This is a genomic window from Rhodospirillaceae bacterium (assembly GCA_028819475.1).
In the GTDB taxonomy this organism is placed as follows: Bacteria; Pseudomonadota; Alphaproteobacteria; order Bin65; family Bin65; genus Bin65.
This window is the reverse complement of sequence record JAPPLJ010000030.1, coordinates 58,073-79,754: the sequence shown is the minus strand read 5'-3', so window position 1 is coordinate 79,754 and position 21,682 is coordinate 58,073. Positions and strand designations below refer to the sequence as shown.

Below are 21,682 nucleotides of genomic sequence, written 5' to 3'. Positions count from 1 at the left end.
CGAAGCACCAGTTGCCTATCTGTTTCCGTTGAAAGCCCGGGTGTGCTCGGGCTCGCTTGCGATCCGGCGGGGAGTTGCGGCTCCCCGCCATTTTATGTCGGACATGACCAAACGGGTCTGCATCTTCGTAGATGGCGAGAACTTACGCCACGTGATCGGCGACCTGTTTACGCGTGCGCAATTCGATCCACGGGATTATTTGCCGGAACAGGCGGACTGGACCGGTTTTTTCGACGATCTGGTTTATCGGGCGACCGGCGGCAACGGCGAACGAATTCGCGCATATTGGTATGTCGTCCAGCAGGTCGATCCGTTTCCTGTATCCGCCTTGGCGACTGGTCGAATTCCGAGACGGCAGGTCAACCTGGCACTCGGTAACCGGCTGATGTGCGACAGCCTTGGTATCGAATCGTTGGCGGATCTGGCTGCCAAAGCGGACGAGATCAGAGCTTTTCTCAATCGCGGAGCGGATACCATCCGGGCGCGGTTCGAATCGTTTCTCCGGGCTCAAGACAGAATTTCAGCGGCGCATCGATCCGTCGAATTCCGGCGATCCGGCTCGATCGGATACAATGTTCTCTCGGCCCGCTTCGGCGAAGAAAAGACCGTCGACGTCAACCTCGCCGTCGACATGAACATGCTAAGAGACATTTACGACGTCGCCGTGATCCTCTCCGGCGATCAGGACTATTTGCCCGCAGTTTCCGCTATCAAGAACTTCGGAAAGATCGTTATCAATGTTGCGTTTCTGACACGCGGCGGAAGTCTGTTACCAGGCGGCGCGCGGCGCCTGAATCAGGCGACTGATTGGAGTATGTCCGTTTCCTACGAGGATGTGCGCCGCCACCTCGGCCTGCCGTCGCTTGAAGAGGCGGAAGCCCGAGAACATTAGATTGGCTGGAGGACGGTATCGATGGGCGAATGGATTGCGGTAACCGCAGAAGACGGCCACGAGTGCCGGGCCTGGCTTGCGAGGCCGGAGGGCGCGGCGAAGGGCATCGTCGTCGTCATGCAGGAGATTTTCGGCGTCAACGACCATATCCGGCGGGATACCGACAAGTTCGCCGGCCACGGCTATGTCGCGATCGCGCCGGCGGTCTTCGACCGGGTCGAGAACGGCGTCGAACTGGGCTACGACGAGGACGGATTTGCCAGGGGCCGCAGCGTCGTCGGCGAACTGGGCTGGGACGGGCCGCTGCTCGATGTCCGGGCCGCGGCGGATACGGCCGCCTCGGCAACCGGATGCGGCGGCCCGGCGTTCGGCGTCGGCTATTGCTGGGGCGGCACGCTCGCCTGGCTGGCGGCGACGCGCCTCGCGATTCCGTCGGTCGGCTACTATGGCGGGCGTACCGCCGGGCTGGTGGACGAACAACCGCAGGCGCCGGTCATGCTGCATTTCGGGGCCAGGGACCATGCGATCCCGATGGCCGATGTCGACACGATCCGCGAGGCCCACAGGGGCGTGCCGGTCCATGTCTACGATGCCGGTCACGGCTTCAATTGCGACGCCCGGAAGGATTACGACCCGGCCGCCGCCGGCCAGGCGCTGCGGCGCACACTGGCTTTCTTCGAATCGCTGACCTGAGGGGTCGCCGCGGCGCGCGCGGTCAGAGTGCGCAGAACTCCAGGCTCACGCCGTTGGCCTGCGATCCCGTGACGGCGACGGTCTGGTCGTCCTTGCGCGTGTATCCGATGCCGCCGGCCTCCAGGGCCCTGACCGTCTCCGCCGGATCGGTCACCGAAAGCGCCATGCCGGCGACGAACGGCGGCCGCCATTTCCGCCGCCTGAGTTCCGGCAGGGCGTCCCCGGCGGCGGCCTCGGTCAGGAAGCGCAATTCGGTCGGGCCGACCTTTACGCTGAATTCCTGCCCGCCGATCTCGGTCACGGCATCCCGGCCCAGAAACTTCTTCCAGCCGGCCTGGGCCGCGCCGGTGCTCCGGACCACGACGGTCATCGAGTCGATGCCGGTGACGCCGTTGGGGTGGTCCGTCCATTCCGGCCGCCAGACCAGATCGCGGGTCAGATGCTGGCAGACGAAGGACGAGACGCCCGGCGTGGCCCCGTTGAGGTAAACCAGCTTGAAGGCCGGTTCGACCTCGCCCTCGGGAAGTTCGAGCAGGCGCGACAGGTCGGCAGGGCCCTTGTAGCCGATGGCGGCGGCTTCGAGGGCCGCGCTGACCGCCTCCGCTTCTTCCGCCGAAAAGGCCAGGCCCATCAGCCCTTCGCGGAGCTTGAGAAACCGGTCCAGCTTGTTGGTGAATTTCTCCGGATCGACGATGCCGAGCAGCTCGACATAGTCGGTCTCGAACATGATGCAGTAGTTCGCCGTGCCCCAGCCCCTGTGCCGGCCCCGCGGGGTTATCGTGAAGCCGAGCTTCGCCCATTTCCGCCGCGCCGCTTCCAGCTTGCGGACGCCGACGATGGCGTGGTCGATTCCGGTGATCGGAACGGGCATGAGACTCCGGATATCTGGCCTGACGGGGTTCGAGTGCCCGAAGGTTAGACGCCGGAACGGGGCGAATCTTTGTGGCACCCGGCCCCTGCGACACCATGCCGGATTTTGCGAAGGCTAGCGGCGCGCGGAGGCCGGATTCTGGCCGTAAGTCGCGAATTTCCCAAGGATTCTCTGCATTTCCGCGTCGTCCAGTTCAACCGGCTCGCCGATTTCGAGCGCCTTGAGATACATGGCAGCCAGCGATTCGACCTCCACGGCGAGCGCCAGCGCCGCATTGAGCGTGTAGCCGCACGCAATCAGGCCGTGGTTGGCGAGCAGGCAGGCCCGCCGGTCCTCGAGGGCGCGGAGCGCGTTGGCCGACAGTTCGGCGGTGCCGAAGGTGGCGTAGGGCGCGCAGCGGATATCCCGCCCGCCGGCCGCGGCGACCATGTAATGGAAGGCGGGGATGCCCCTGCCGTGGCAGGCAAGCGCCGTCGCATGGACAGCGTGGGTGTGGACGATGGCGTTGAGGTCCGGCCGAACGCGCAGGATATCGCAATGGAAGCGCCACTCGCTCGACGGCAGCCAGTCGCCTTTGTAACGGCCTTCTGTGTCCATCCACACAATCTGGCCAGGCGTCAACGAATCGTAAGGAATGCCGGTCGGCGTGATCAGCAGCCCCTCGCCGGCCCGCACGCTGACATTGCCGGAGGTGCCCCGGTTGATGCCGAGCGGCTCCAGCTGCCGCGCCGCCGCGATGACCGCCTTGCGCAGCTTCAGATGGCGTGGCGGGGCGCTAGTCAAGGGGCCGCCTCAGCGGCTGAGGACGCGCCCGGCCACCGCATCCAGCCTGGCGGCCATTGCCGGGTCGCGCGCGTCGGGCGCCGTGATGACGGCGTGTTCGAGCGCCGTGTGACAGCCCTCCGGGCAGGCGCGGGTGCGCCCGGCCAGCCGCTGCGCCGCGTCCCTGACCAGCGCCCGGCCCTTGTCGGCATTGGCCAGAAGCACGCCGATGACATTCTCGACCGAGACGGCATCGTGGTCCGGGTGCCAGCAGTCGTAGTCCGTCACCATCGCGACGGTGGCGTAGCAGAGCTCGGCTTCCCGGGCGAGCTTGGCTTCGGGCATGTTGGTCATGCCGATGACCGAACAGCCCCACGAGCGGTAGAGGTTCGATTCGGCCAGCGTGGAGAACTGCGGTCCCTCCATCGCCAGGTAGGTGCCGCCGGCGCTGAACGGAATGTCCAGCGCCGCGCAGGACTCGGCAAGAACGCCGCTCAGCCGGTTGCACACCGGATGCGCAAAGGCGACATGGGCCACAAGACCCTCGCCGAAGAAGCTCTTGTCCCGGCCGAAGGTGCGGTCGATGAACTGATCCGGGAGCACGAAGGTGCCGGGCGCGAGCTCCTCCCGGAACGAGCCGCAGGCGCTGACTGAAAGAATCTCGGTCGCGCCGGCGCGTTTCATCGCGTCGATGTTGGCGCGATAGTTTATCGAGGTCGGCGAGTGGACATGGCCGCGCCCGTGCCGGGGCAGGAAGACCATGCGGATCCCGCCCAGCCGTCCGAACAGCAGCTGGTCCGAGGGCGCGCCGAACGGGCTTTCCACGGTCGCCCAGCGGCAGTCCTCCAGCCCGTCGATCTCGTAGATCCCGCTGCCGCCGATCACGCCGATCACGGGCGGCCGGTCCGGCGAGTGAATGTCGGTCGGCATCGAACGGATCAGCCTCGCGCCAGTTTCAGGAGCTTGACCGACGTATCGGCAAGCGCGGCGGGATCGACGATCCTGCCACTCTCCATCAGCATCCGGGCCGGGCGCATCTCGCGGCCGTTGTTGACGGTGTTCACCGCGACGATCCTGCCGCCCGCCATGTAGAAGACGGTGAACCGGCTGTCATCCGGATCGCCGCGCCAGAGAAGACCGTCCCAGCTTTCCGGCGCGCCGGTCATCTGCAGGTTGACATCGTGCTGGTCGGACCAGACCCACAGCGAGTCCTCATAGGCCTCGTCCGCGCCGCACAGGTTGCGCGCCACGGCCGCCGCCTGGTCCTGGGCGTTCTGGTAGCTCTCCAGCCGCAGGCGCCGGCCGGCGAAGGCGTTGGGCTGGTTGGCGACGTCGCCGGCGGCCCAGATGTCCGGATGCGAGGTCCGGCCCCGGTCGTCCACGACGATGCCGTTGTCGACCGCCAGCCCCGCGGTTTGGGCAATCTCGATATTGGGCAGGATGCCGATGCCGATGACGACGACCGTCGCCGGAACGACGCTGCCGTCGCCCAGCCGGACGCCGGTTGCGGCGCGGTTTCCTTCGATCGCGGCGACCGATACGCCGAGCCGGAGGTCGACGCCGCGCGCCCGGTGCATCCCCGCGAACCAGTCCGACACTTCCGGCGCCACGCTGCGGCCCATCGGCCGGTCGGCCGCTTCGAGCACGGTGACCCCGGCGCCCCGCTTCGCGGCGCTGCCAGCGATTTCGAGGCCGATGAAGCCGCCGCCGATCACCGCGACTTCGGTTCCCGCTGCGATCTGCGCCCGGATCGCTTCGCTGTCTTCGATCGTGCGCAGGTAGAAAACGCCGTCGAGATCGGCGCCCGGCACCGGCAGCCTGCGGACCCGCGCGCCGGTCGTCAGCATCAGCCGGTCGAAGCCGATGGTTTGCCCCTCGGCCAGTCCGACGGTCTTCGCCGCCGCGTCGATCGAGGCCGCGGCATTGCCGGCGATCAGCTCGATCCGGTTCTCGGCGTACCAGGCCGCGTCGTGCAGCCGGACCTTCTCCAGGCCGGCGTCGGTGACGATCAGCTCCTTGGAGAGCGGCGGCCGCTCGTAGGGGAGGTGCGGCTCCTCGCCGATCAGCAGGACGCGGCCTTCGAACCCGTATTGCCGCATGGCCTGGGCCGCACGCCCGCCGGCATGGCCCGCTCCGACGATGACATGGGTCCGGTCTGCGTCCATCTGCTGCGGATTCCTCGATATGAGGGGCCGGCGCGACCGCGCCCCGAAGACTGCTGTGACGGCTGCGGAAGCCTCCCCGAACCGCGCCGCCTTGCCAAGCCCCATGCGGCGGCCCGTGGCGATAAGGCTCCGGCGCCCCGCCGCCGGATCCAGACCCCGGTTCGCCCTTCGGCCGGGGTCACAAATCGTTGGCTGGAGAGGAAATCGCTGCCGCGACCCGGACCGGGCCTGAACAGGAAACATCAGCAGTTTCTTCTTGATAATTACATAACGATATGTTTATATCAATCTGTCAGCAATTGTTCAGGGCCGGGTCAGGCCGGCCCGCTATCCGGGGAGCTATCGGGACGTGGACCAGTTGCTTCTGGGCCTGAAGGCGGCGGCGGAGGGAACGCGCCTGCGCATCCTTTCGCTGTGCGCGCATGTCGAACTCACGGTGTCGGATCTGGTGCGCGTGCTGGGGCAGTCGCAGCCCCGGGTCTCGCGCCATCTGAGGCTGCTGGTCGAGGCCGGTCTCCTGGAGCGGCACCAGGAGGGCAATTGGGCGTGGTACCGCCTGGCTGAAACGAGCAGCGGCGCGCGCAACGCCGAGTTGGCGCGGCAGCTGATCGATCTGATCCCGGAAAGCGACGAGATCCAGGCGCTCGACCTGGTCCGGCTCGAAGAAATCAAGGCCGAGCGGGCGCGCATCGCCGCCGACTACTTCCGGGCCAACGCCGCGAGCTGGTCGGAGGTCCGCGCCCTTCACGTCGACCCGGCGCAGGTCGATGCCGCCCTGCGCCAGGTCGTGCTGCGCCAGCCGGTCCATAACCTGCTCGATATCGGCACGGGCACCGGCCGGGTGCTGGAACTGGTCGCACAGGAAGTGACCAGCGCCATCGGCATCGACCTCAGCCGCGAGATGCTGGCGGTCGCGCGGCACAATCTGGACAAGGACGGGCTGCGCCACTGCCAGGTCCGCCACGCCGACATGTACCAGCTGCCCTTCGGGCAGGAGCGTTTCGATGCCGTAACGCTGCACATGGTGCTGCATTATTCCGAACGGCCGGCCCAGGTGCTCGCCGAGGCCGCGCGGGTGCTGAAGCCCGGCGGCCGGGTGGTCGTGGTCGATTTCGCGCCCCACGGCATGACGGCGCTGCTCGACCAGCATGCCCATCGCTGGGCGGGTTTCGAGGACAGCGATATCCGGCGCTGGTTCCGCGCCGCCAGCCTGTCGCCGGAGGAGCCCGTGCTGCTGGACGGCGATCCGCTGACGGTCGCCATCTGGTCCGCCGCCCGCCCTGCCAACGATGCGGCGCCCGAACCGGAGGCGGATGCCGAGGGGAGGGCGGTTTCGTGAATCCGCCGCTCAAGCTGAGCTTCGAATTCTTCCCGCCGGCCACGGAACGGGACGAGGCCGCGCTGTGGCGCACCGTCGAGGCCCTGGCGCCGTTCGGACCGCGTTTCGTTTCGGTCACCTACGGCGCCGGCGGCTCGACCCGCGCCCGGACCGACCGGATCGTGCGCGCCATCAGGCGGGATACCGGCCTCGAGCCGGCGGCGCATCTGACCTGCGTCGGCGCGGTGCGCGAAGACGTCGACGCCATCGCAAAAGGATGGTGGGAGGCGGGCATCCGCCATCTCGTCGCCCTGCGCGGCGACCCGCCGAGGGACGCGGTCCGGTATGCGCCGCATCCGGGCGGCTATGAGAATGCCGCCGCCCTGGTCGCCGGCCTGCGCCGAGTCGCGGATTTCGACATTGCGGTGGCGGCCTATCCGGAATGCCATCCGGACTCGACATCGCCGGAGGCCGATCTCGACAATCTCAAGCGCAAGCTTGACGCCGGCGCAGCCTGTGCGATCACCCAGTTCTTCTTTGAGCCGGCGACCTTCCTGCGCTTCCGGGACCGGGCGCGTGCGGCCGGCATCGAAGCGCCGATCGTACCGGGCATCCTGCCAATCACAAATTTTGCCCGGGCGGTCCGTTTTGCCGGGGCCTGCGGCGCGACGGTCCCGGCCTGGCTCGCGGAGCTTTACCGCGGCCTGGACGACGATCCCGAGACCCGGTCGATGGTCGCGGCGGCGCAGGCGACGGAATTGTGCCAGCGGCTCCAGGCCGAAGGCATCGAAGCGTTTCATTTCTACACCCTGAACCGGCCGGCGCTGACGGCGGCGATCTGCCGGCGTCTGAGCGTTCGTGCCCCGCTGGAAGAGGCCGCCTGACCGTGAAGCGCAAGACCGACACGTCCTTCCGCCCTGCCGCCGCCGCGCTGGAGGCGCTCGCCGCCGAACGCATCCTGGTCATGGACAGCGCCATGGGTACGATGATCCAGGCGGCGGGGCCGACGGAAGAAGATTTCCGGGGCGACGCCTTCGCGCGCCACGACCGGCCCCTGCAGGGCGACAACGATCTCCTGAACCTGACGCGGCCGGACATCGTGCGCGGCATTCACGACGCCAACCTGGCGGCCGGCGCCGATATCCTGAAGGCCAACACCTTCAACGCGAACGCCATTTCACAGGCCGACTACGGCCTGGCCTATCACGCGGCGGAGATCGCCCGCGCCGGCACCCGGATCGCGCGGGACGCAGCGGACGCGGCGAGCGCGGCGGATCCGGCGCGCCGGGTTTTTGTCGCCGGCGTGCTCGGCCCGACCAACCGGACGGCCTCCATCTCGCCGGACGTCAACGATCCGGGCTACCGCAACGTGACCTTCGACGAACTGGTCGCGATCTACCGCGAGAATGCCGATGCGGTCGTCGCCGGCGGCGCCGATATCGTCCTGGTCGAGACGGTCTTCGACACGCTCAACGCCAAGGCCGCCCTGTTCGCCGTCGAGGATTCCTTCGAGGCGCTCGGATTCCGTTTGCCGGTCATCGTTTCGGGCACGATCACCGACCGCTCCGGACGCACCCTGTCGGGGCAGACCGTGGAAGCCTTCTGGACGTCGGTCCAGCATATCCGGCCGTTTGCCATCGGCCTGAACTGCGCCCTCGGCGCCGAGCAGCTGGCGCCTTTCATCGCGGACCTGTCGAGCGTCGCTGCGGCGCGGATCAGTGTCCATCCCAACGCCGGCCTCCCGAACGCCTTCGGCGGCTACGACGAGACGCCGGAACAGACCGCCGCTTTCCTCGGCGCCTGGGCGCGGGACGGGCTGGTCAACATCGTCGGCGGCTGCTGCGGCACCACGCCCGCGCATATCGCGGCGATCCGGGCGGCGGTCGAGGGCGTCGCGCCGCGCTGCGTCCCGGACGCGCCGGCCAGCCTGACGCTCTCGGGTCTCGAGCCCTTCCACCTCGCCGCCTGACCGGCGCAGTCGGCTACCGATGACGGAGAAGGCGAACAGCGCGCCCGAACCGGTCCCGGCATTGGCCCCGGCGATGAACGCCGCCCAGCGCTTCGTCATGGTCGGCGAGCGCACCAACGTCACCGGCTCGGCGAAGTTCCGCAAATTGATCGTGGCCGGCGACTTCGAGGCGGCACTCGACATCGCCCGGGAGCAGGTCGAGAACGGCGCCCGGATCGTCGACGTCAACATGGACGAGGCGATGCTGGATTCCGGGGCGGCGATGGTCCGGTTCCTCAACCTGATCGCCGCGGAGCCGGATATCTGCCGCGTGCCCATCATGATCGACTCGTCGAAATGGTCGGTCATCGAGGCGGGGCTGAAATGCGTCCAGGGCAAGGCGATCGTCAATTCGATCAGCCTCAAGGAAGGCGAGGCGCCGTTCCTGGAGCAGGCGCGGCGCATCCGGCGCTACGGCGCGGCCATGGTCGTCATGGCGTTCGACGAGACGGGGCAGGCGGATACCGTCGAGCGCAAGGCCGACATCTGCGCGCGCGCCTACCGGCTGCTGACCGGGCAGGCCAGGGTTCCGCCCCAGGACATCATCTTCGACCCCAACATTTTCGCCGTCGCCACCGGGATCGAGGAGCATGACGGCTACGGCATCGCCTTCATCGAGGCGACGCGGCGGATCAAGGCGGCTCTGCCGGGCAGCCACGTCTCGGGCGGCCTGTCGAACCTGTCCTTCTCCTTCCGCGGCAACGAGCCGGTGCGCCGGGCGATGCACTCGGTGTTCCTGTATCACGCGATACCCGCCGGCCTCGACATGGCGATCGTCAACGCGGGCCAGCTCGACGTGTATGACGAGATCGCGCCGGACCTGCGCGAGCGTGTCGAGGATGTCGTGCTGAACCGCCGGCCGGACGCGACCGACCGGCTGCTGGAGATCGCCGAGGACTATCGCGGCGGCGCGGTCCAGCGCGCGAGGGACGAGGGCTGGCGCGACGCTTCGGTCGAGGACCGGCTGAGCCACGCCCTGGTCCACGGCATCGCCGACCATGCCGAGGAAGACGCCGAGGAGGCGCGCCTGAAGCTCGGCAGGCCGCTGGCGGTCATCGAGGGGCCGCTGATGGACGGCATGTCGATCGTCGGCGACCTGTTCGGCGCCGGCAAGATGTTCCTGCCCCAGGTCGTCAAGAGCGCGCGCGTGATGAAGAAGGCGGTGGCGTGGCTGGAGCCCTTCATGGAGGCGGAGAAGAGCCGGAAAACGGCCGCCGCCGGCCGGATCGTGACCGCGACCGTGAAGGGCGATGTTCACGATATCGGCAAGAATATCGTCGGCGTCGTCCTGCGCTGCAACGGGTACGAAGTGATCGACCTCGGCGTGATGGCGCCGGCCGAGCTGATCCTCGACACGGCCGAACGGGAAGGCGCGGACCTGATCGGCCTGAGCGGCCTGATCACGCCCAGCCTGGAGGAGATGTGCCGGGTCGGCGCCGCGATGGACCGGCGGGGCATGACCGTTCCCCTGCTGATCGGCGGCGCCACGACCAGCCGGATGCACACGGCGGTGAAGATCGAACCGTCCTACAGCGGGCCGGTGGTGCATGTCACCGATGCGTCGCGGGCGGTCGGGGTGGCCGGGGCGCTGATGTCGCCGAAACGAACGGACGGTTTCGTCGCCGAGACCCGCTCCGCCTACGCGGCGCTGCGCGAGAGCCACGCCGGCGGCCGGCGCGACGGCGTGCAGACCGATCTCGCCTCCGCGCGCGCCAACGGGTTTCGTCCCGACTGGTCGGGCTATACGCCGCCGCGGCCGGCGCAGGCCGGCCCGGTCGTGCTGGATAACGTCGCCATTGCGGACCTGGCGCCGCGCATCGACTGGACGCCCTTCTTCCGCACCTGGGAGCTGGCCGGCGCCTTCCCGCGCATTCTCGACGATCCGGCGGTCGGCGATGCGGCCCGCGCGCTCCATGCCGACGCGCTCGCCATGCTGGAAATGATGGCTGTGGAAGGCTGGACCTGTCCGAAAGGAGTCGCGGCCTTCTGGCCGGCGGCCCGGATCGGCGACGATATCGAGCTGTACCGGAGCGAGGACCGGCGCGACGTCCGCGACACGCTGCGTATGCTGCGCCAGCAGACCGCCCGGACCAACCGGCCGAATTACAGCCTGGCCGATTTCGTGGCGCCGAAGGAGAGCGGCGTGCCGGACTGGGTCGGCGGCTTCTGCGTCACGGCCGGGCAGGGGATCGAGGAGGCCGCCGCGGATTTCGAGCGGCAGAACGACGATTACGGCGCGATCATGGTCAAGGCGCTGGGCGACCGGCTGGCCGAGGCCTTCGCCGAATGGCTGCATGAGAAGGTGCGCAAGGACTATTGGGGCTATGCGGGCGACGAAAACCTGAGCAATGCCGACCTGATCGCCGAGCGCTACCGCGGCATCCGTCCGGCGCCGGGCTATCCGGCCTGCCCGGAGCATACCGAGAAGCGCCGTCTGTTCGCCCTGCTCGACGCCGAACGCCACACCGGCGTCCGCCTGACCGAGAGCTGCGCCATGACGCCGGCCTCGGCGGTCAGCGGCTGGTATTTCAGCCATCCGGAGGCGCGCTATTTCGGCGTCGGCAAGGTCGGCCGCGACCAGGTGGAGGATTATGCCGCCCGCAAGGGCTGGACCGTCGGAGAGGCCGAACGCTGGCTGGCGCCGAACCTGGGCTACGAAACCGTCAGGCGGGCGGCGTAGGCGCGTGCGCCGCTGTTGCCGCCGCCATGAAGATGGCGGGGGATTCCATCCGCTTTGTGCCGCTCTGGGCGGGCCGGGCGCCGGAAAACGGCCGGATTTTGAACAAATGTTCAATTTCAGGCTGCCCAAGTCATTGAAATAGCTCTGTTTTTTGAAATTAAACAGACCGATCATTCTTATATGTTTTTTTGCGCCCGTCGGCCCTAACCCCTTGGAATCGTTGGAAACACGCCTCTCGGAAGTGCGCAAAATCACTCTAGCTAGGAAATTTTCCAGCCTCCCGGCCGGGTAGGAGCGCCGGTCGACACCGGGGGCGGCGTCCTTCGAGACGGGCGTTTCGAGACGGCCCTTCGGGCCTCCTCAGGATGAAGCTGATATTATTGGCCAATATGCCTCTTCATCCTGAGGAGGGGCTGAGGAGCAGTGCGCAGCACTGCGTCTCGAAGCCCCGTCTCGAAGGACGGGATGTCGGCCGGCCGCGGCAGGCGCATTTCGGGCGTTGACAAGGCCGATATAGGGCGCGGGAACTGCCGTGTCAAGGAATATTGTCTAAAAAAAGGAAATATTTTTTGAAGACCGTGACCGGCCCGCGCCCTCCGTGCCGATGCCCTGGCGATGCTGGAGGAAGATGGCGGCGGAAGGCGGGAGCCAGGCGAGAGGCGCGGCGGCGTTCCAGCCCGCGGCGCGGCGCTCTTCCGGCCCCCCTTGAAGGGCGCTTCAGCCGCCCGCCGCCAGATAGTCTTCGACCAGCGCGAATTTCCGGATCTTGCCCGATCCGGTGAGCGGGAAGCCCTCGACCTTCTGCCAGACCGTCGGCGTCTTCTGGGGCGAGATCCGGGCGCGGCAATGGCGGTGCAATTCCTCCGGATCGAATTCCCGGCCCGGCTCCAGGCGGACGAAGCAGGCGACGATCTCGCCCCATTTCTCATCGGGCAGGCCGACCACGGCGACCTCGGCGACGTCGGGATGCTCGATCAGCGTGTTCTCGATCTCGGCCGGGAACAGGTTCTCGCCGCCCCGGATGATCATCTCCTTCACCCGGCCGGTGATGCGCAGGTAGCCCTGGCGGTCCAGGGTTCCGAGATCGCCGGTGTGCAGCCAGCTCTCGGCGTCGATGGCTTCGGCGGTCGCCGACGGATTGTCGTGGTAGCCGATCATCACGCAATAGCCGCGCACACAAATCTCGCCGACCTCGCCGACCGGCAGCACCCGGTTCTCCCCGTCGACGCTGCGGATCGAGACCTCGGTCTGCGGCATCGGCAGGCCCGCCGTGTTGCAGACGATGTCGAGAGGCTCGCCGGCATGGTGCTGGGTAATCAGCGGCGCCGATTCGGTCTGGCCGAAGACGGTCTGGAAGCTGCAGCCGAAGCGTTCGACGCATTTGCGCACCAGTTCGGGCGCGACCATCGAACCGCCGGAGACCGCGATCTCCACCGACGACAGATCGTATGGCTGCTGGTCCGGGGGCTGCCGGTCCAGGCACTCCAGCATGGCGACCAGCATGGTCGGCACGCCGAGGGCCGCAGTCACCCGTTCGCGTTCGATCAGGCGCAGGACGGCGGCCGGATCGAACTGCTTGACGAGGAACACCGGGCAGCCGGCCTGGAGCGCGCCCAGGGTGATCATGCCGCAGCCGCTGGTGTGAAACATCGGCATGAAATTCGCCCACACCGAGTCCGGCCGGGTGTCGGTGCGCCGGGCGAAGAAGCGCGCATTGTTGGTCAGCGCCCGGTGCGACAGCACGGCCCCCTTGGGGAAACCGGTGGTGCCGGAGGTGTACTGGATCTGCGCCGCATCGCCGGGAGCGACTTCCGGCAGCGCCGCCGGCCGGTCGCCGGTGCGGAACAGGGCGTCCGGATCGTCCAGATCGACGATCTCGCGCACCGCGTCGAGCCCGCCGGCTGCGGCGGCGCCGATCTCCGCCATGGGATTGCCGCGAAAGCTCGCCACCGAAAACAGGGCCGACGCGCCGGATTGCTCGAGGACGTAGCGCAGTTCGTCTTTCTGGTAGGAGGGGTTGGCCGTCACCAGGACGAGGCCGGCCAGGCCGCAGGCGAACTCCATCAGCACCCATTCCGGCACGTTCGGCGCCCAGACCACCAGCCGCTCGCCCGGCGCGTAGCGCGACGCCAGCGCCGCCGCCAGGCGTTCGCTGTCGGCCAGCAGTTCGGCGAAGGTCCACTGCCGCTTGCGCTCGACCGACGGGGGATCGATCTCGACCAGTGCGGTGGCGTCGCCGCGCTGACTGGCCGCCTCGCGCAGGATGCCGCCGACCGTCGTCTCCAGCACGACATCGTCGGTCTGGGCGGGAATGTAGGATTCGGTGAGGTCGAAGCGGTACATGATCGAAAGTTCCGGCGGTCTTGCGATGTCCGGCTTATCGGCCGGCAATGTAGCGGAAGCCGAGCCGGGTGTCGCGAAATTGCTGTAGTGTCGGCCGTGGCACCGGAGCATCAGCAACGGCCAGAAATTCACGACGATTCGATGAAGCGACAGTCACCTACGTTGCCAAGAATCCGATTAGCGCCACGCAAGCCGCAAGGATGATAACCATACCGAAGCTGACGGATTTTTGTTCCTCACTGGAATGCTCGGGCCGAAGCGTTACCTGATTGCCTTTAATTTTGACAAAACGGGACAAGACAGCGACGCGCCGCGCGTTTACAGCCGCCGAGCCGAACGCTGGCAAATGGTCCAGCTTCAAATCCTTTTTGACAGCGACCGCATCTTCGTAGCCCTGCATTCCCAGTTCTTGCGCAACTTGGTACATGCTGACGCGATCAACGCCGAAGAGTTCGCTGAATACCGGTTGCAGGCTGACGGAAAGTAGACTGCGGGGCAAAAACACCCCGTGGCGGTTCAATTCCGAATTCAAGAATTCGAGTACGAACTCCGCCTTGAATGCAACGAGAATGGAATCACCGATCACTTCAACAATTGCCTTGGCGTCCTCTTCGCCGAGTGGATCATAACCCTTGAGGAACTTTGCGCCCAATCGATGGCGATGGTAGGCCTCGTCAGAAACGGAGCGCCCAGGATCGAAATACGAGTGATTGTAGATAGCGCTCCTGCCGCGCCATTTGACGAACGCGATTTCGACGATCCGGTCAGACTGCGAGTCGAGTCCGGTGGTTGAGATGGCAATACAGGTGTGACGTTTCGAAAGTCTCATTCTCGCTCGATATCTGCAAAGACGGAAAACCTGTCTAGTATGGCTTTCCGGGAAACTCCATTTCGTACAGCCCGTCCTTGGGTCACCGGTTCACCAGAGCGACTCCCAGTACAGCCACCGCCATGCCGGCGAGCGCGAGCGGCCCCAGGGTTTCGCCGAACAGCATCCAGGCGAACAGGGCGGTGACCGGCGGCACGAGGTAGAACAGGCTGGCGACCCGGCTCGCCGCGCCGCGCCGGATCAGCACCATGAGCAGCCAGACCGTGACGACCGACAGCATGACGGTGAGCCAGAACAGGGCGAAGAGGAATTCCGGCGCGCCGAAATCGACGCGCCAGCTTTCGGTCAGCGCCGCAGCGGGTACGATGACCGCGGCGGCGGCGATATACTGGTAGACCCCGCCGGACGCCGGATGCACGTCGGCGCAGTAGCGCTTCTGGTAGATGGTGCTCGCGGTAATGCCGAGCAGGGCCAGCCCCGAAAAAGCGTAGCCGGTCAGGCTTCCCTCGGCCTCGAGCCCGCCGTCGAGGCCCATCTTGCGCCACAGGACCATGGCGACGCCGACGAGCCCGAGCAGCAGGCCGAGCCATTGAACCGGCCGGACCCGCTCGCCGAGCGCCGCGCCGACCGCAGTCGCGGTCAGCACGGGTTGAAGGCACACGATCAGCGCCACGACGGCGACCGGCACGCTTTCGGCCATCGCGACGAACGCCCCGCCCAGATAGAGCCCGTGCAGCAGGATGCCGACGACCATGCTGTGCCCGGCCTCGGCGCGCGTCGGCCAGGCCGCCCGCATCGCAAGCGCCACGCCGATCATCAGCGGCACCACGAGGGCGAAGCGGACCGACAGGAAGCTCATCGGTTCGGCATAGGGCAGCCCGAACTTCGTGAAGATGAAGCCGGTCGACCACAGCGGCACGAAAGCCAGCGGCAGCAGGATATCGACGGCGGCGGGTCTGTCGGAAATGGCGGCGCGCTCCTCGGGTCGGCGTCCTTCGAGACGGGGCTTCGAGAGGCGATCCTGACGGATCGCTCCTCAGCCCCTCCCCAGGATGAAGCTGTATGGGTGAAGCAAACACAACCCTTCATCCTGAGGAGGCGAAGGCGAACGCCCGAGCCGTCTCGAAGGACGCCCTTGACACCTCCCTATACATGCAGGATATTTGCAAATGCAAATACCGCGTTGCAGCCGGGAGCGACGGTCATGGAATTCGGCTATTTCACGCTCAGCGACAACCACTATCCGGACAATCCGCGCACGCCGAACGATTTTGTGCTCGACATCCGCGAACAGGCGATCCTGGCCGACCGGCTGGGCTATCACTCGGTCTGGATCGGCGAGCATCATTTCGATTCCCTCGGCGTCAATTCGCGCCCGGACCTGCTGCTCGCCAGCATCATCCCGGAAACGCAGCACGTCCGCCTGGCGCCGGCCGTCGCCGTGCTGCCGCTGCACCATCCGGTCCATGTCGCGGAGACCTGGGCGACGCTGGACCTGCTGTCCGGCGGCCGGGTCGATTTCGCCGCCGGGCGCGGTTACGACCAGCGGGAATACGCGCCCTTCGGCGCCGACTTCATGAAATCGGCGGAATATTTCGAAGACGCCATCGAGATCATCCTCAAGGCCTGGGGCGACGGGCCGTGGTCGCACAAGAGCCAGTTCCACGACATCCCGGAAATGGAGATCACGCCCAAACCGGTGCAGAACCCGATCCCGTTCTACACGGCCTCCTTCTCCAACACCTCGCTGGAGATCGCGGCGCGCCACGGCACCAACGTCATCTGGGCGCCGTTCGCCGCCGGCATGATGTATGGCGGGCTCGACAAGGCCGCCGAGGCCTACCGCGAGACCTGCGCGCGCGCCGGCACCGAGCCGGGCCGCAAGATGTGCAGCTATTTCATCTATATCGACGAGAACGACAGCTACGGTCGCAGCAGCCAGATGGACTATTTCAAACACTGCGCCCTGCCGGCCTTCACCGGCGACCCGGCCAAGGCGCCGCCGACCATGCATTATTTCCGCAAGATCGTCGACATCCTGGAGAACATGCAGGGCGAAGACCTGACCGACAAATCCATCCTGCTCGGCCCGCCGCAGAAGGCGATCGACAAGCTGAAAGAGGTCGAGGAAGCCGGGATCGACGAGGTGATCCTCTATTTCAACGTCGGCAAAAAGGACAAGGCGATCGTCGAGGAACAGATGCACCTGTTCATGGACGAGGTCGCGCCCCACTTCGACGGCAAGCACAACGCCCGCCGGGCCCAGCGCAAAGCGGCGTGACCGCCGTGTCCTTCGACCTCACCGCCTACCTCCCCTACCTGATCAACCGCACGGGCGTCGAACTGGCGGCGGCCTTTTCGCGCGAGATCGCGCCGCACGGAGTCACCCTGCAGATGTGGCGGGTCCTTGCCGCGCTCCATCACCGCGACGGCCTGCGGATCAGCGATCTGGCGGACCTGACCTCGATCGACATCTCCACCCTGTCCCGGCTGGTCGGCAAGATGGAGAGCCGGGGCATGGTGAACCGCCGGCGGGAACCGGATGCGGATGCGCGGGTCGTCGCCGTCGCCCTGACGCCGGTCGGCCGGGCGACCGTCCGGGCCATCGTGCCGGTCGCCCGGCGCTACGAAACGGTCGCACTGGCCGGTTTCACGGCAGAAGAAGCCGCCGCGCTCAAGCGGATGCTGGTCCGGGTCTACGACAATCTGGGCGGCGACGCGCTCGACTCCGCCGCCTGACGGCCGACGCAGGAACCCGGGACGCCCTAACCGTGGGCCGCCTCGAAGCCTTCGAGGAAGGAGAAGACGTTTTTTCCCAGGTCCGGCACATGGTATCCGCCTTCCTGGATCAGCGCCGTCGGAACTTTCAGCTCGCCGATCGCCCGGGCGATGCGGCTGAAGCCGGGCGTGGTCAGGCAGATGCCGCGCAGCGGGTCCTTCTCGTAGCCGTCCACGCCGAGCGCGACGAACAGTATGTCCGGCCCCCAGGCGGCAATGCGGTTCAACGCCGAGTCGAGCGCGGAAAGATAGGCGTTGTCCCCGGTCTCCGGCGGCAGCGGCAGGTTGAGGTGACAGCCGGTGCCGTCGCCGGCGCCGCGCTCATCGGCATGGCCGGCGAAGAAGGGGTAATAGTCCGCCGGATCGCAATGCAGCGAAACGGTCAGCACGTCAGGCCGGCGATAGAAGATTCCCTGGGTACCGTTGCCGGCATGGACGTCGACGTCGAGGATCGCCGGCCGCCTGCCGCAGCGCACAGCGTATTGGGCGGCAATCGCGATGTTGTTCAGGAAGCAGAATCCGCCGGCCATGTCGGCGTAGGCGTGATGCCCCGGCGGGCGGCACAGGGCGTAGGCGGCCGGCGCCCCGTCGAGCACCAGCTTCGCGGCGTGGAGCGCCGTATTCGCGCTGCCGCAGGCCGCCTCCCAGGTGCCCGGCCCGACCGGGCTGGAAAGATCGGTCGTATGGAACCCGACCTGGCCGAGCAGGCTCGCCGGACGTCCGGCCATGTGCCGGCCGGGATGGATGTTCGGCACGACCTCGTCGCCGGACTGGCCTTCCGCCTTCCATCTCCCGTATACGCCCGAAAGGAAATCGAGGTATTCCGCCGTATGGACGTCCGCCCGCGGGCCGGGGCCGAAGTCGTCCGGGGCGACGGTTTCGCCGCCCTGCGCCTCCAGGGCGCGCACGATGGCCTCGGCCCGCGACGGCATTTCCGGATGGGAATGGAACCCGCCGGCCTTGAAATAGAGCTGCGGATCGTGGCGGGCGTGGCCGGGATGGAACACGATGGGCAGCATGGGCGGATGCCGGTGCGGTCGGGACACGCCAACGCCTAGCCGACCCGGCGCCGGCTTGCAACGCCGTCCTTCGAGACGGGGCTTCGAGACGCGGTTCTGCGAACCGCTCCTCAGCCCCTCCTCAGGATGAAGCTGCAAATTTGGCCAGACCCCAAGCCCTTCATCCTGAGGAGGGCGTTGAGGAGGCGCTCTAGCGCCGTCTCGAAACGCCCGTCTCGAAGGACGGCATTGCATTCGCACCGTACGCTGCACAATTCCCCTACCTCTCGCGGCTGGAAAGCCCCGGACAGCGGCCCGAGCGAGGACGCATGAAACGAATCGACTGGTATTTCGACTATATCTCGCCCTACGCCTATCTGCAGTCGCAGCGGCTGGGCGAGTTCGCCGGAATCGCGGAAATTCGCCCGGTGCCGGTGCTGTTCGCCGGGCTCCTGAACGCGACCGGCAACCTGGGCCCGGCCGAGATTCCGGCCAAGCGGCTGTGGACCTACCGTTTCTGCCAGTTCACGGCCGGCCGCCTCGGCGTGCCCTTCCGGATGCCGCCGGCCCATCCGTTCAACCCGCTGCGCATCCTGCGCCTGTCCATCGCGCTCGACGGCGATCTCGCCGCCATCGACGCCATCTTCCGCTTCGTCTGGGCCGACGGCCGCGAGCCGAACGCGGAATGGCCGGCGCTGACCGAAGCGCTGGGCGCGGCCGACGCCGATGCCCTGATCGCGCAGGAGCCGGTCAAGGCCGCGCTGAAAGAAAACACGGACGCGGCGGTCGCCGCCGGCATTTTCGGCGTGCCGACCCTGGCGATCGACGGCCAATTCTTCTGGGGCGTCGACGGCACCGATTTCGCCCACGCCTATCTGGCCGATCCGGCCATCCTCGGGACCGACGCCATGAAGCGGCTGGAAACCCTGCCGGCCGCGGCCGAGCGGCGGCGCTGACCGCGGCCGGACCCGGTGCCGGAGCGCCCGCACCTCGCCTGCATCGTCGCCGACCTGCGGCTCGCCCGGATCGCGCTGCACGAGGCCGCGGCCGCGGGCGCGACGCTGGAGTTGTGGAGCCCGCCGGACGGTGCCCGCAGCCTGGGTGTCGGCTACTGGGCGGCCCTCGACCGCGCGGTCGCAAAGGCCGCGGAACCCGGCCGGGCCGCGACGGTGCTCGATTGCGGCGCCGCGCCGGGTTTCGCCCTGTCCGCCTTTCGGGAGGGCCTGCGCAACGTGCACGTCGCCGTCCGGGCCGACGTCCGGGAGAAACTGGCGTCGATCGCAGAACGGTGCGGCGGGGCGCTGCATCCCGGCCCGCCACCGGAACTCGACCTGCGCGACCGGCTGGATCCGGCAGCCTCCTGCCGGTTTGCCTTGCAAAACCGGGGCGGCCGAACCGGGGCCGCCGACGCCGACAACCGAAGTTGAAGGGCGCCGTCGAAGACGCCCGTTGAAACCGCCCGCAGCCTTGTCTAAGCACAGCGGGGAGAAGGAGGGGCCCGCGGCGCGCCGGCCCGTCGGAACGAGCCGAAGGGGATAGCCGAGCCATGAAGATGACGTCCACGGTGCGCCGGATCCTGAAGAACTACGAGAGCGACTGTCCGGGCACCAAGGGCCAGCTGGCCCGCATCCTGATGACCGGCCGTCTGACCGGCACCGGCAGGGCCGTCATCCTGCCGGTCGACCAGGGCTTCGAGCACGGCCCGGCGCGCAGCTTCGCGCCGAACCCGGAAGGCTACGATCCGCACTACCATTACCGGCTGGCGATCGATGCCGGGCTGAACGCCTTCGCCGCGCCGCTCGGCCTGCTGGAAGCGGGCGCGGATACGTTCGCCGGGCAGATTCCGACCATCCTCAAGGTCAACAGCTCGAACAGCCACGCCCGGGACAAGGACCAGGCGATCACCGGCGGGGTGGAGGACGCCCTGCGCCTCGGCTGTTCCGCCATCGGCTTCACCATCTATCCGGCCTCGGACAGCCAGTTCGAGATGATGGAGGAAATCCGCGAGCTGGCGGCGGAGGCGAAATCGGTCGGCCTCGCCGTCGTCATCTGGTCCTATCCGCGCGGCGGCGGCCTGTCGAAGGACGGCGAGACCGCGATCGACGTCTGCGCCTATGCGGCCCACATGGCCGCGCTGCTCGGCGCCCACATCATCAAGGTCAAGCCGCCGACCGCGCATATCGAACAGGACGAGGCGCGCAAGCTCTACGAGGCGCAGGGCATCGACATTTCGAGCCTGTCCGCCCGCGTCGCCCATGTCATGCAGAGCGCCTTCGGCGGCCGCCGGCTGGTCGTCTTCTCCGGCGGCGCGGCCAAGGGCGACGATGCGATCCTGGACGAAATCCGCGCACTGCGCGACGGCGGCGCGTCGGGCTCGATCATCGGCCGCAACAGCTTCCAGCGCCCGCGCGACGACGCCCTCGCCCTGCTCGACAAGGCGGTCAGGATCTACAAGGGGCAGCTCTAGGCGCCGGCCGCGCTGCCGGATGAACGAGCGATGGTCGATCCTGCCGATCCCGGCTGCCAGCTTTATCTGATTACACCTCCGGCGCTGGAGCCGGCGGCGTTTGCGGAGACGCTGAAAGCGGCGCTCGATGCCGGGCCGGCCGCCTGCCTCCAGCTTCGCCTCAAGGATGCGCCGGACGATGCCGTGCGCCGGGCGGCCGAAATCCTGATGCCGGTCTGTCACCGCCACGACATTGCCTTCATCGTCAACGACCGGCCGGATCTGGCGCGCGAGATCGGCGCCGACGGCGTTCATGTCGGGCAGGACGACGCCGCCTATGCCGAAGCGCGCGCCCTGGTCGGCGCGGAAGCGACCGTCGGCGTGACCTGCCACAACTCGCTGCATCTGGCGATGGAGGCGGCCGAGGCCGGCGCGGACTATGTCGCCTTCGGCGCCTTTTTCCCGACCCGGACCAAAGATCCGAAATCGCAGGCGACGCTGGAAACGCTGGAAGGATGGTCTGCGGCAACGGTCGTGCCCTGCGGCGCCATCGGCGGCATCACCGTGGAGAATTGCCGCCCGCTGATCCGCGCCGGCGCCGATTTTCTCGCCGTCGTCGGCGGCGTCTGGGACCATCCGGAAGGCCCGGCCGCCGCCGTCCGGGCGTTCGCCGGGATTCTGGAGGCACGCGGCGCCGCCTGATGGGACGTCCTTCGAGACGGGGCTTCGGGACGCGATCCTTGCGGATCGCTCCTCAGCCCCTCCTGAGGATGAAGCTGTATGGGTGAAGCAAACAAAACCCGTCATCCTGAGGAGGCGAAGGCGAACGCCTGAGCCGTCTCGAAGGACGAAATGCCGGGTCCGATATATTATCCTGGCCGTTTGCAAATTCTTGCACC

General features: G+C 67.5%; 20 protein-coding genes. 12 read left to right on the top strand and 8 right to left on the bottom strand.

Annotation, left to right across the window (positions count from 1 at the left end):
• Positions 1-94 precede the first annotated feature (94 nt).
• Both OXM58_07915 and OXM58_07910 read left to right on the top strand, forming a co-directional pair.
• Positions 95-892, top strand: coding sequence for an NYN domain-containing protein (locus OXM58_07915; GenBank protein ID MDE0148283.1), 798 nt, complete (start codon positions 95-97; stop codon positions 890-892).
• A gap of 21 nt (positions 893-913) precedes the next feature.
• Positions 914-1,585, top strand: coding sequence for a dienelactone hydrolase family protein (locus OXM58_07910; protein ID MDE0148282.1), 672 nt, complete (start codon positions 914-916; stop codon positions 1,583-1,585).
• A gap of 22 nt (positions 1,586-1,607) precedes the next feature.
• On the opposite strand, the gene OXM58_07905 is transcribed toward OXM58_07910, so the two are convergent.
• From OXM58_07905 to OXM58_07890, 4 genes are all read right to left on the bottom strand, one after another.
• Entirely contained in the window at positions 1,608-2,456 is an 849-nt protein-coding gene (locus tag OXM58_07905; GenBank protein ID MDE0148281.1) for a VOC family protein, read from the bottom strand.
• A 114-nt stretch (positions 2,457-2,570) separates the two neighbouring features.
• On the bottom strand, positions 2,571-3,239 hold the full coding sequence (locus OXM58_07900) for a class II aldolase/adducin family protein (GenBank protein ID MDE0148280.1): 669 nt from the start codon (positions 3,237-3,239) through the stop codon (positions 2,571-2,573).
• Positions 3,240-3,248: 9 nt separating this feature from the next.
• Positions 3,249-4,148: an S-methyl-5'-thioadenosine phosphorylase gene (locus OXM58_07895; GenBank protein MDE0148279.1), complete on the bottom strand. Its 900-nt coding sequence runs from the start codon at positions 4,146-4,148 to the stop codon at positions 3,249-3,251.
• A gap of 8 nt (positions 4,149-4,156) precedes the next feature.
• A complete protein-coding gene (locus tag OXM58_07890; protein ID MDE0148278.1) occupies positions 4,157-5,383 on the bottom strand; it encodes an FAD-dependent oxidoreductase in 1,227 nt (408 codons plus the stop codon).
• 349 nt (positions 5,384-5,732) lie between these two features.
• Here OXM58_07890 and OXM58_07885 point away from each other — a divergent pair, with 349 nt between their 5' ends.
• The 4 genes from OXM58_07885 to metH are packed head-to-tail and all read left to right on the top strand — an operon-like array spanning position 5,733 to position 11,389.
• Complete coding sequence (locus OXM58_07885; GenBank protein ID MDE0148277.1) at positions 5,733-6,722, top strand: metalloregulator ArsR/SmtB family transcription factor; 990 nt, start codon at positions 5,733-5,735, stop codon at positions 6,720-6,722.
• Positions 6,719-7,585 (top strand): methylenetetrahydrofolate reductase [NAD(P)H], encoded by an 867-nt coding sequence (gene metF, locus OXM58_07880; GenBank protein MDE0148276.1) that lies wholly within the window; start codon positions 6,719-6,721, stop codon positions 7,583-7,585. The genes OXM58_07885 and metF overlap by 4 nt, the downstream gene beginning before the upstream one ends.
• Before the next feature lie 2 nt (positions 7,586-7,587).
• Complete coding sequence (locus OXM58_07875; GenBank protein MDE0148275.1) at positions 7,588-8,670, top strand: homocysteine S-methyltransferase family protein; 1,083 nt, start codon at positions 7,588-7,590, stop codon at positions 8,668-8,670.
• A 19-nt stretch (positions 8,671-8,689) separates the two neighbouring features.
• Positions 8,690-11,389 carry a methionine synthase gene (metH, locus tag OXM58_07870; GenBank protein MDE0148274.1) on the top strand — a complete coding sequence of 900 codons (2,700 nt, stop codon included), beginning with the start codon at positions 8,690-8,692 and terminating at the stop codon, positions 11,387-11,389.
• 717 nt (positions 11,390-12,106) lie between these two features.
• Here metH and OXM58_07865 read toward each other — a convergent pair.
• The 3 genes from OXM58_07865 to OXM58_07855 form a co-directional block, all read right to left on the bottom strand.
• Positions 12,107-13,732: an AMP-binding protein gene (locus tag OXM58_07865; protein MDE0148273.1), complete on the bottom strand. Its 1,626-nt coding sequence runs from the start codon at positions 13,730-13,732 to the stop codon at positions 12,107-12,109.
• 157 nt (positions 13,733-13,889) lie between these two features.
• Entirely contained in the window at positions 13,890-14,561 is a 672-nt protein-coding gene (locus tag OXM58_07860; protein MDE0148272.1) for a 3'-5' exonuclease, read from the bottom strand.
• Positions 14,562-14,643: 82 nt separating this feature from the next.
• Positions 14,644-15,528: a DMT family transporter gene (locus OXM58_07855; GenBank protein MDE0148271.1), complete on the bottom strand. Its 885-nt coding sequence runs from the start codon at positions 15,526-15,528 to the stop codon at positions 14,644-14,646.
• Between the two features lie 237 nt (positions 15,529-15,765).
• Here OXM58_07855 and OXM58_07850 point away from each other — a divergent pair, with 237 nt between their 5' ends.
• Positions 15,766-16,842 (top strand): LLM class flavin-dependent oxidoreductase, encoded by a 1,077-nt coding sequence (locus OXM58_07850; protein MDE0148270.1) that lies wholly within the window; start codon positions 15,766-15,768, stop codon positions 16,840-16,842.
• Positions 16,839-17,300 carry a MarR family transcriptional regulator gene (locus OXM58_07845; protein MDE0148269.1) on the top strand — a complete coding sequence of 154 codons (462 nt, stop codon included), beginning with the start codon at positions 16,839-16,841 and terminating at the stop codon, positions 17,298-17,300. The genes OXM58_07850 and OXM58_07845 overlap by 4 nt, the downstream gene beginning before the upstream one ends.
• Before the next feature lie 26 nt (positions 17,301-17,326).
• Here OXM58_07845 and OXM58_07840 read toward each other — a convergent pair whose 3' ends face one another.
• Positions 17,327-18,358 (bottom strand): histone deacetylase family protein, encoded by a 1,032-nt coding sequence (locus OXM58_07840; GenBank protein ID MDE0148268.1) that lies wholly within the window; start codon positions 18,356-18,358, stop codon positions 17,327-17,329.
• Between the two features lie 308 nt (positions 18,359-18,666).
• Between OXM58_07840 and OXM58_07835 the strand changes: the two genes are divergently transcribed.
• The 4 genes from OXM58_07835 (at position 18,667) to thiE (ending at position 21,485) form a co-directional block, all read left to right on the top strand.
• Positions 18,667-19,293, top strand: coding sequence for a DsbA family protein (locus OXM58_07835; GenBank protein MDE0148267.1), 627 nt, complete (start codon positions 18,667-18,669; stop codon positions 19,291-19,293).
• A 15-nt stretch (positions 19,294-19,308) separates the two neighbouring features.
• The gene (locus OXM58_07830; GenBank protein MDE0148266.1) at positions 19,309-19,764 is read left to right on the top strand and encodes a hypothetical protein; all 456 of its coding nucleotides are present in this window, start codon (positions 19,309-19,311) and stop codon (positions 19,762-19,764) included.
• Positions 19,765-19,883: 119 nt separating this feature from the next.
• Positions 19,884-20,804 (top strand): class I fructose-bisphosphate aldolase, encoded by a 921-nt coding sequence (locus OXM58_07825; GenBank protein MDE0148265.1) that lies wholly within the window; start codon positions 19,884-19,886, stop codon positions 20,802-20,804.
• A gap of 30 nt (positions 20,805-20,834) precedes the next feature.
• Positions 20,835-21,485 (top strand): thiamine phosphate synthase, encoded by a 651-nt coding sequence (gene thiE, locus OXM58_07820; GenBank protein MDE0148264.1) that lies wholly within the window; start codon positions 20,835-20,837, stop codon positions 21,483-21,485.
• The last annotated feature ends 197 nt before the right edge of the window (positions 21,486-21,682 follow it).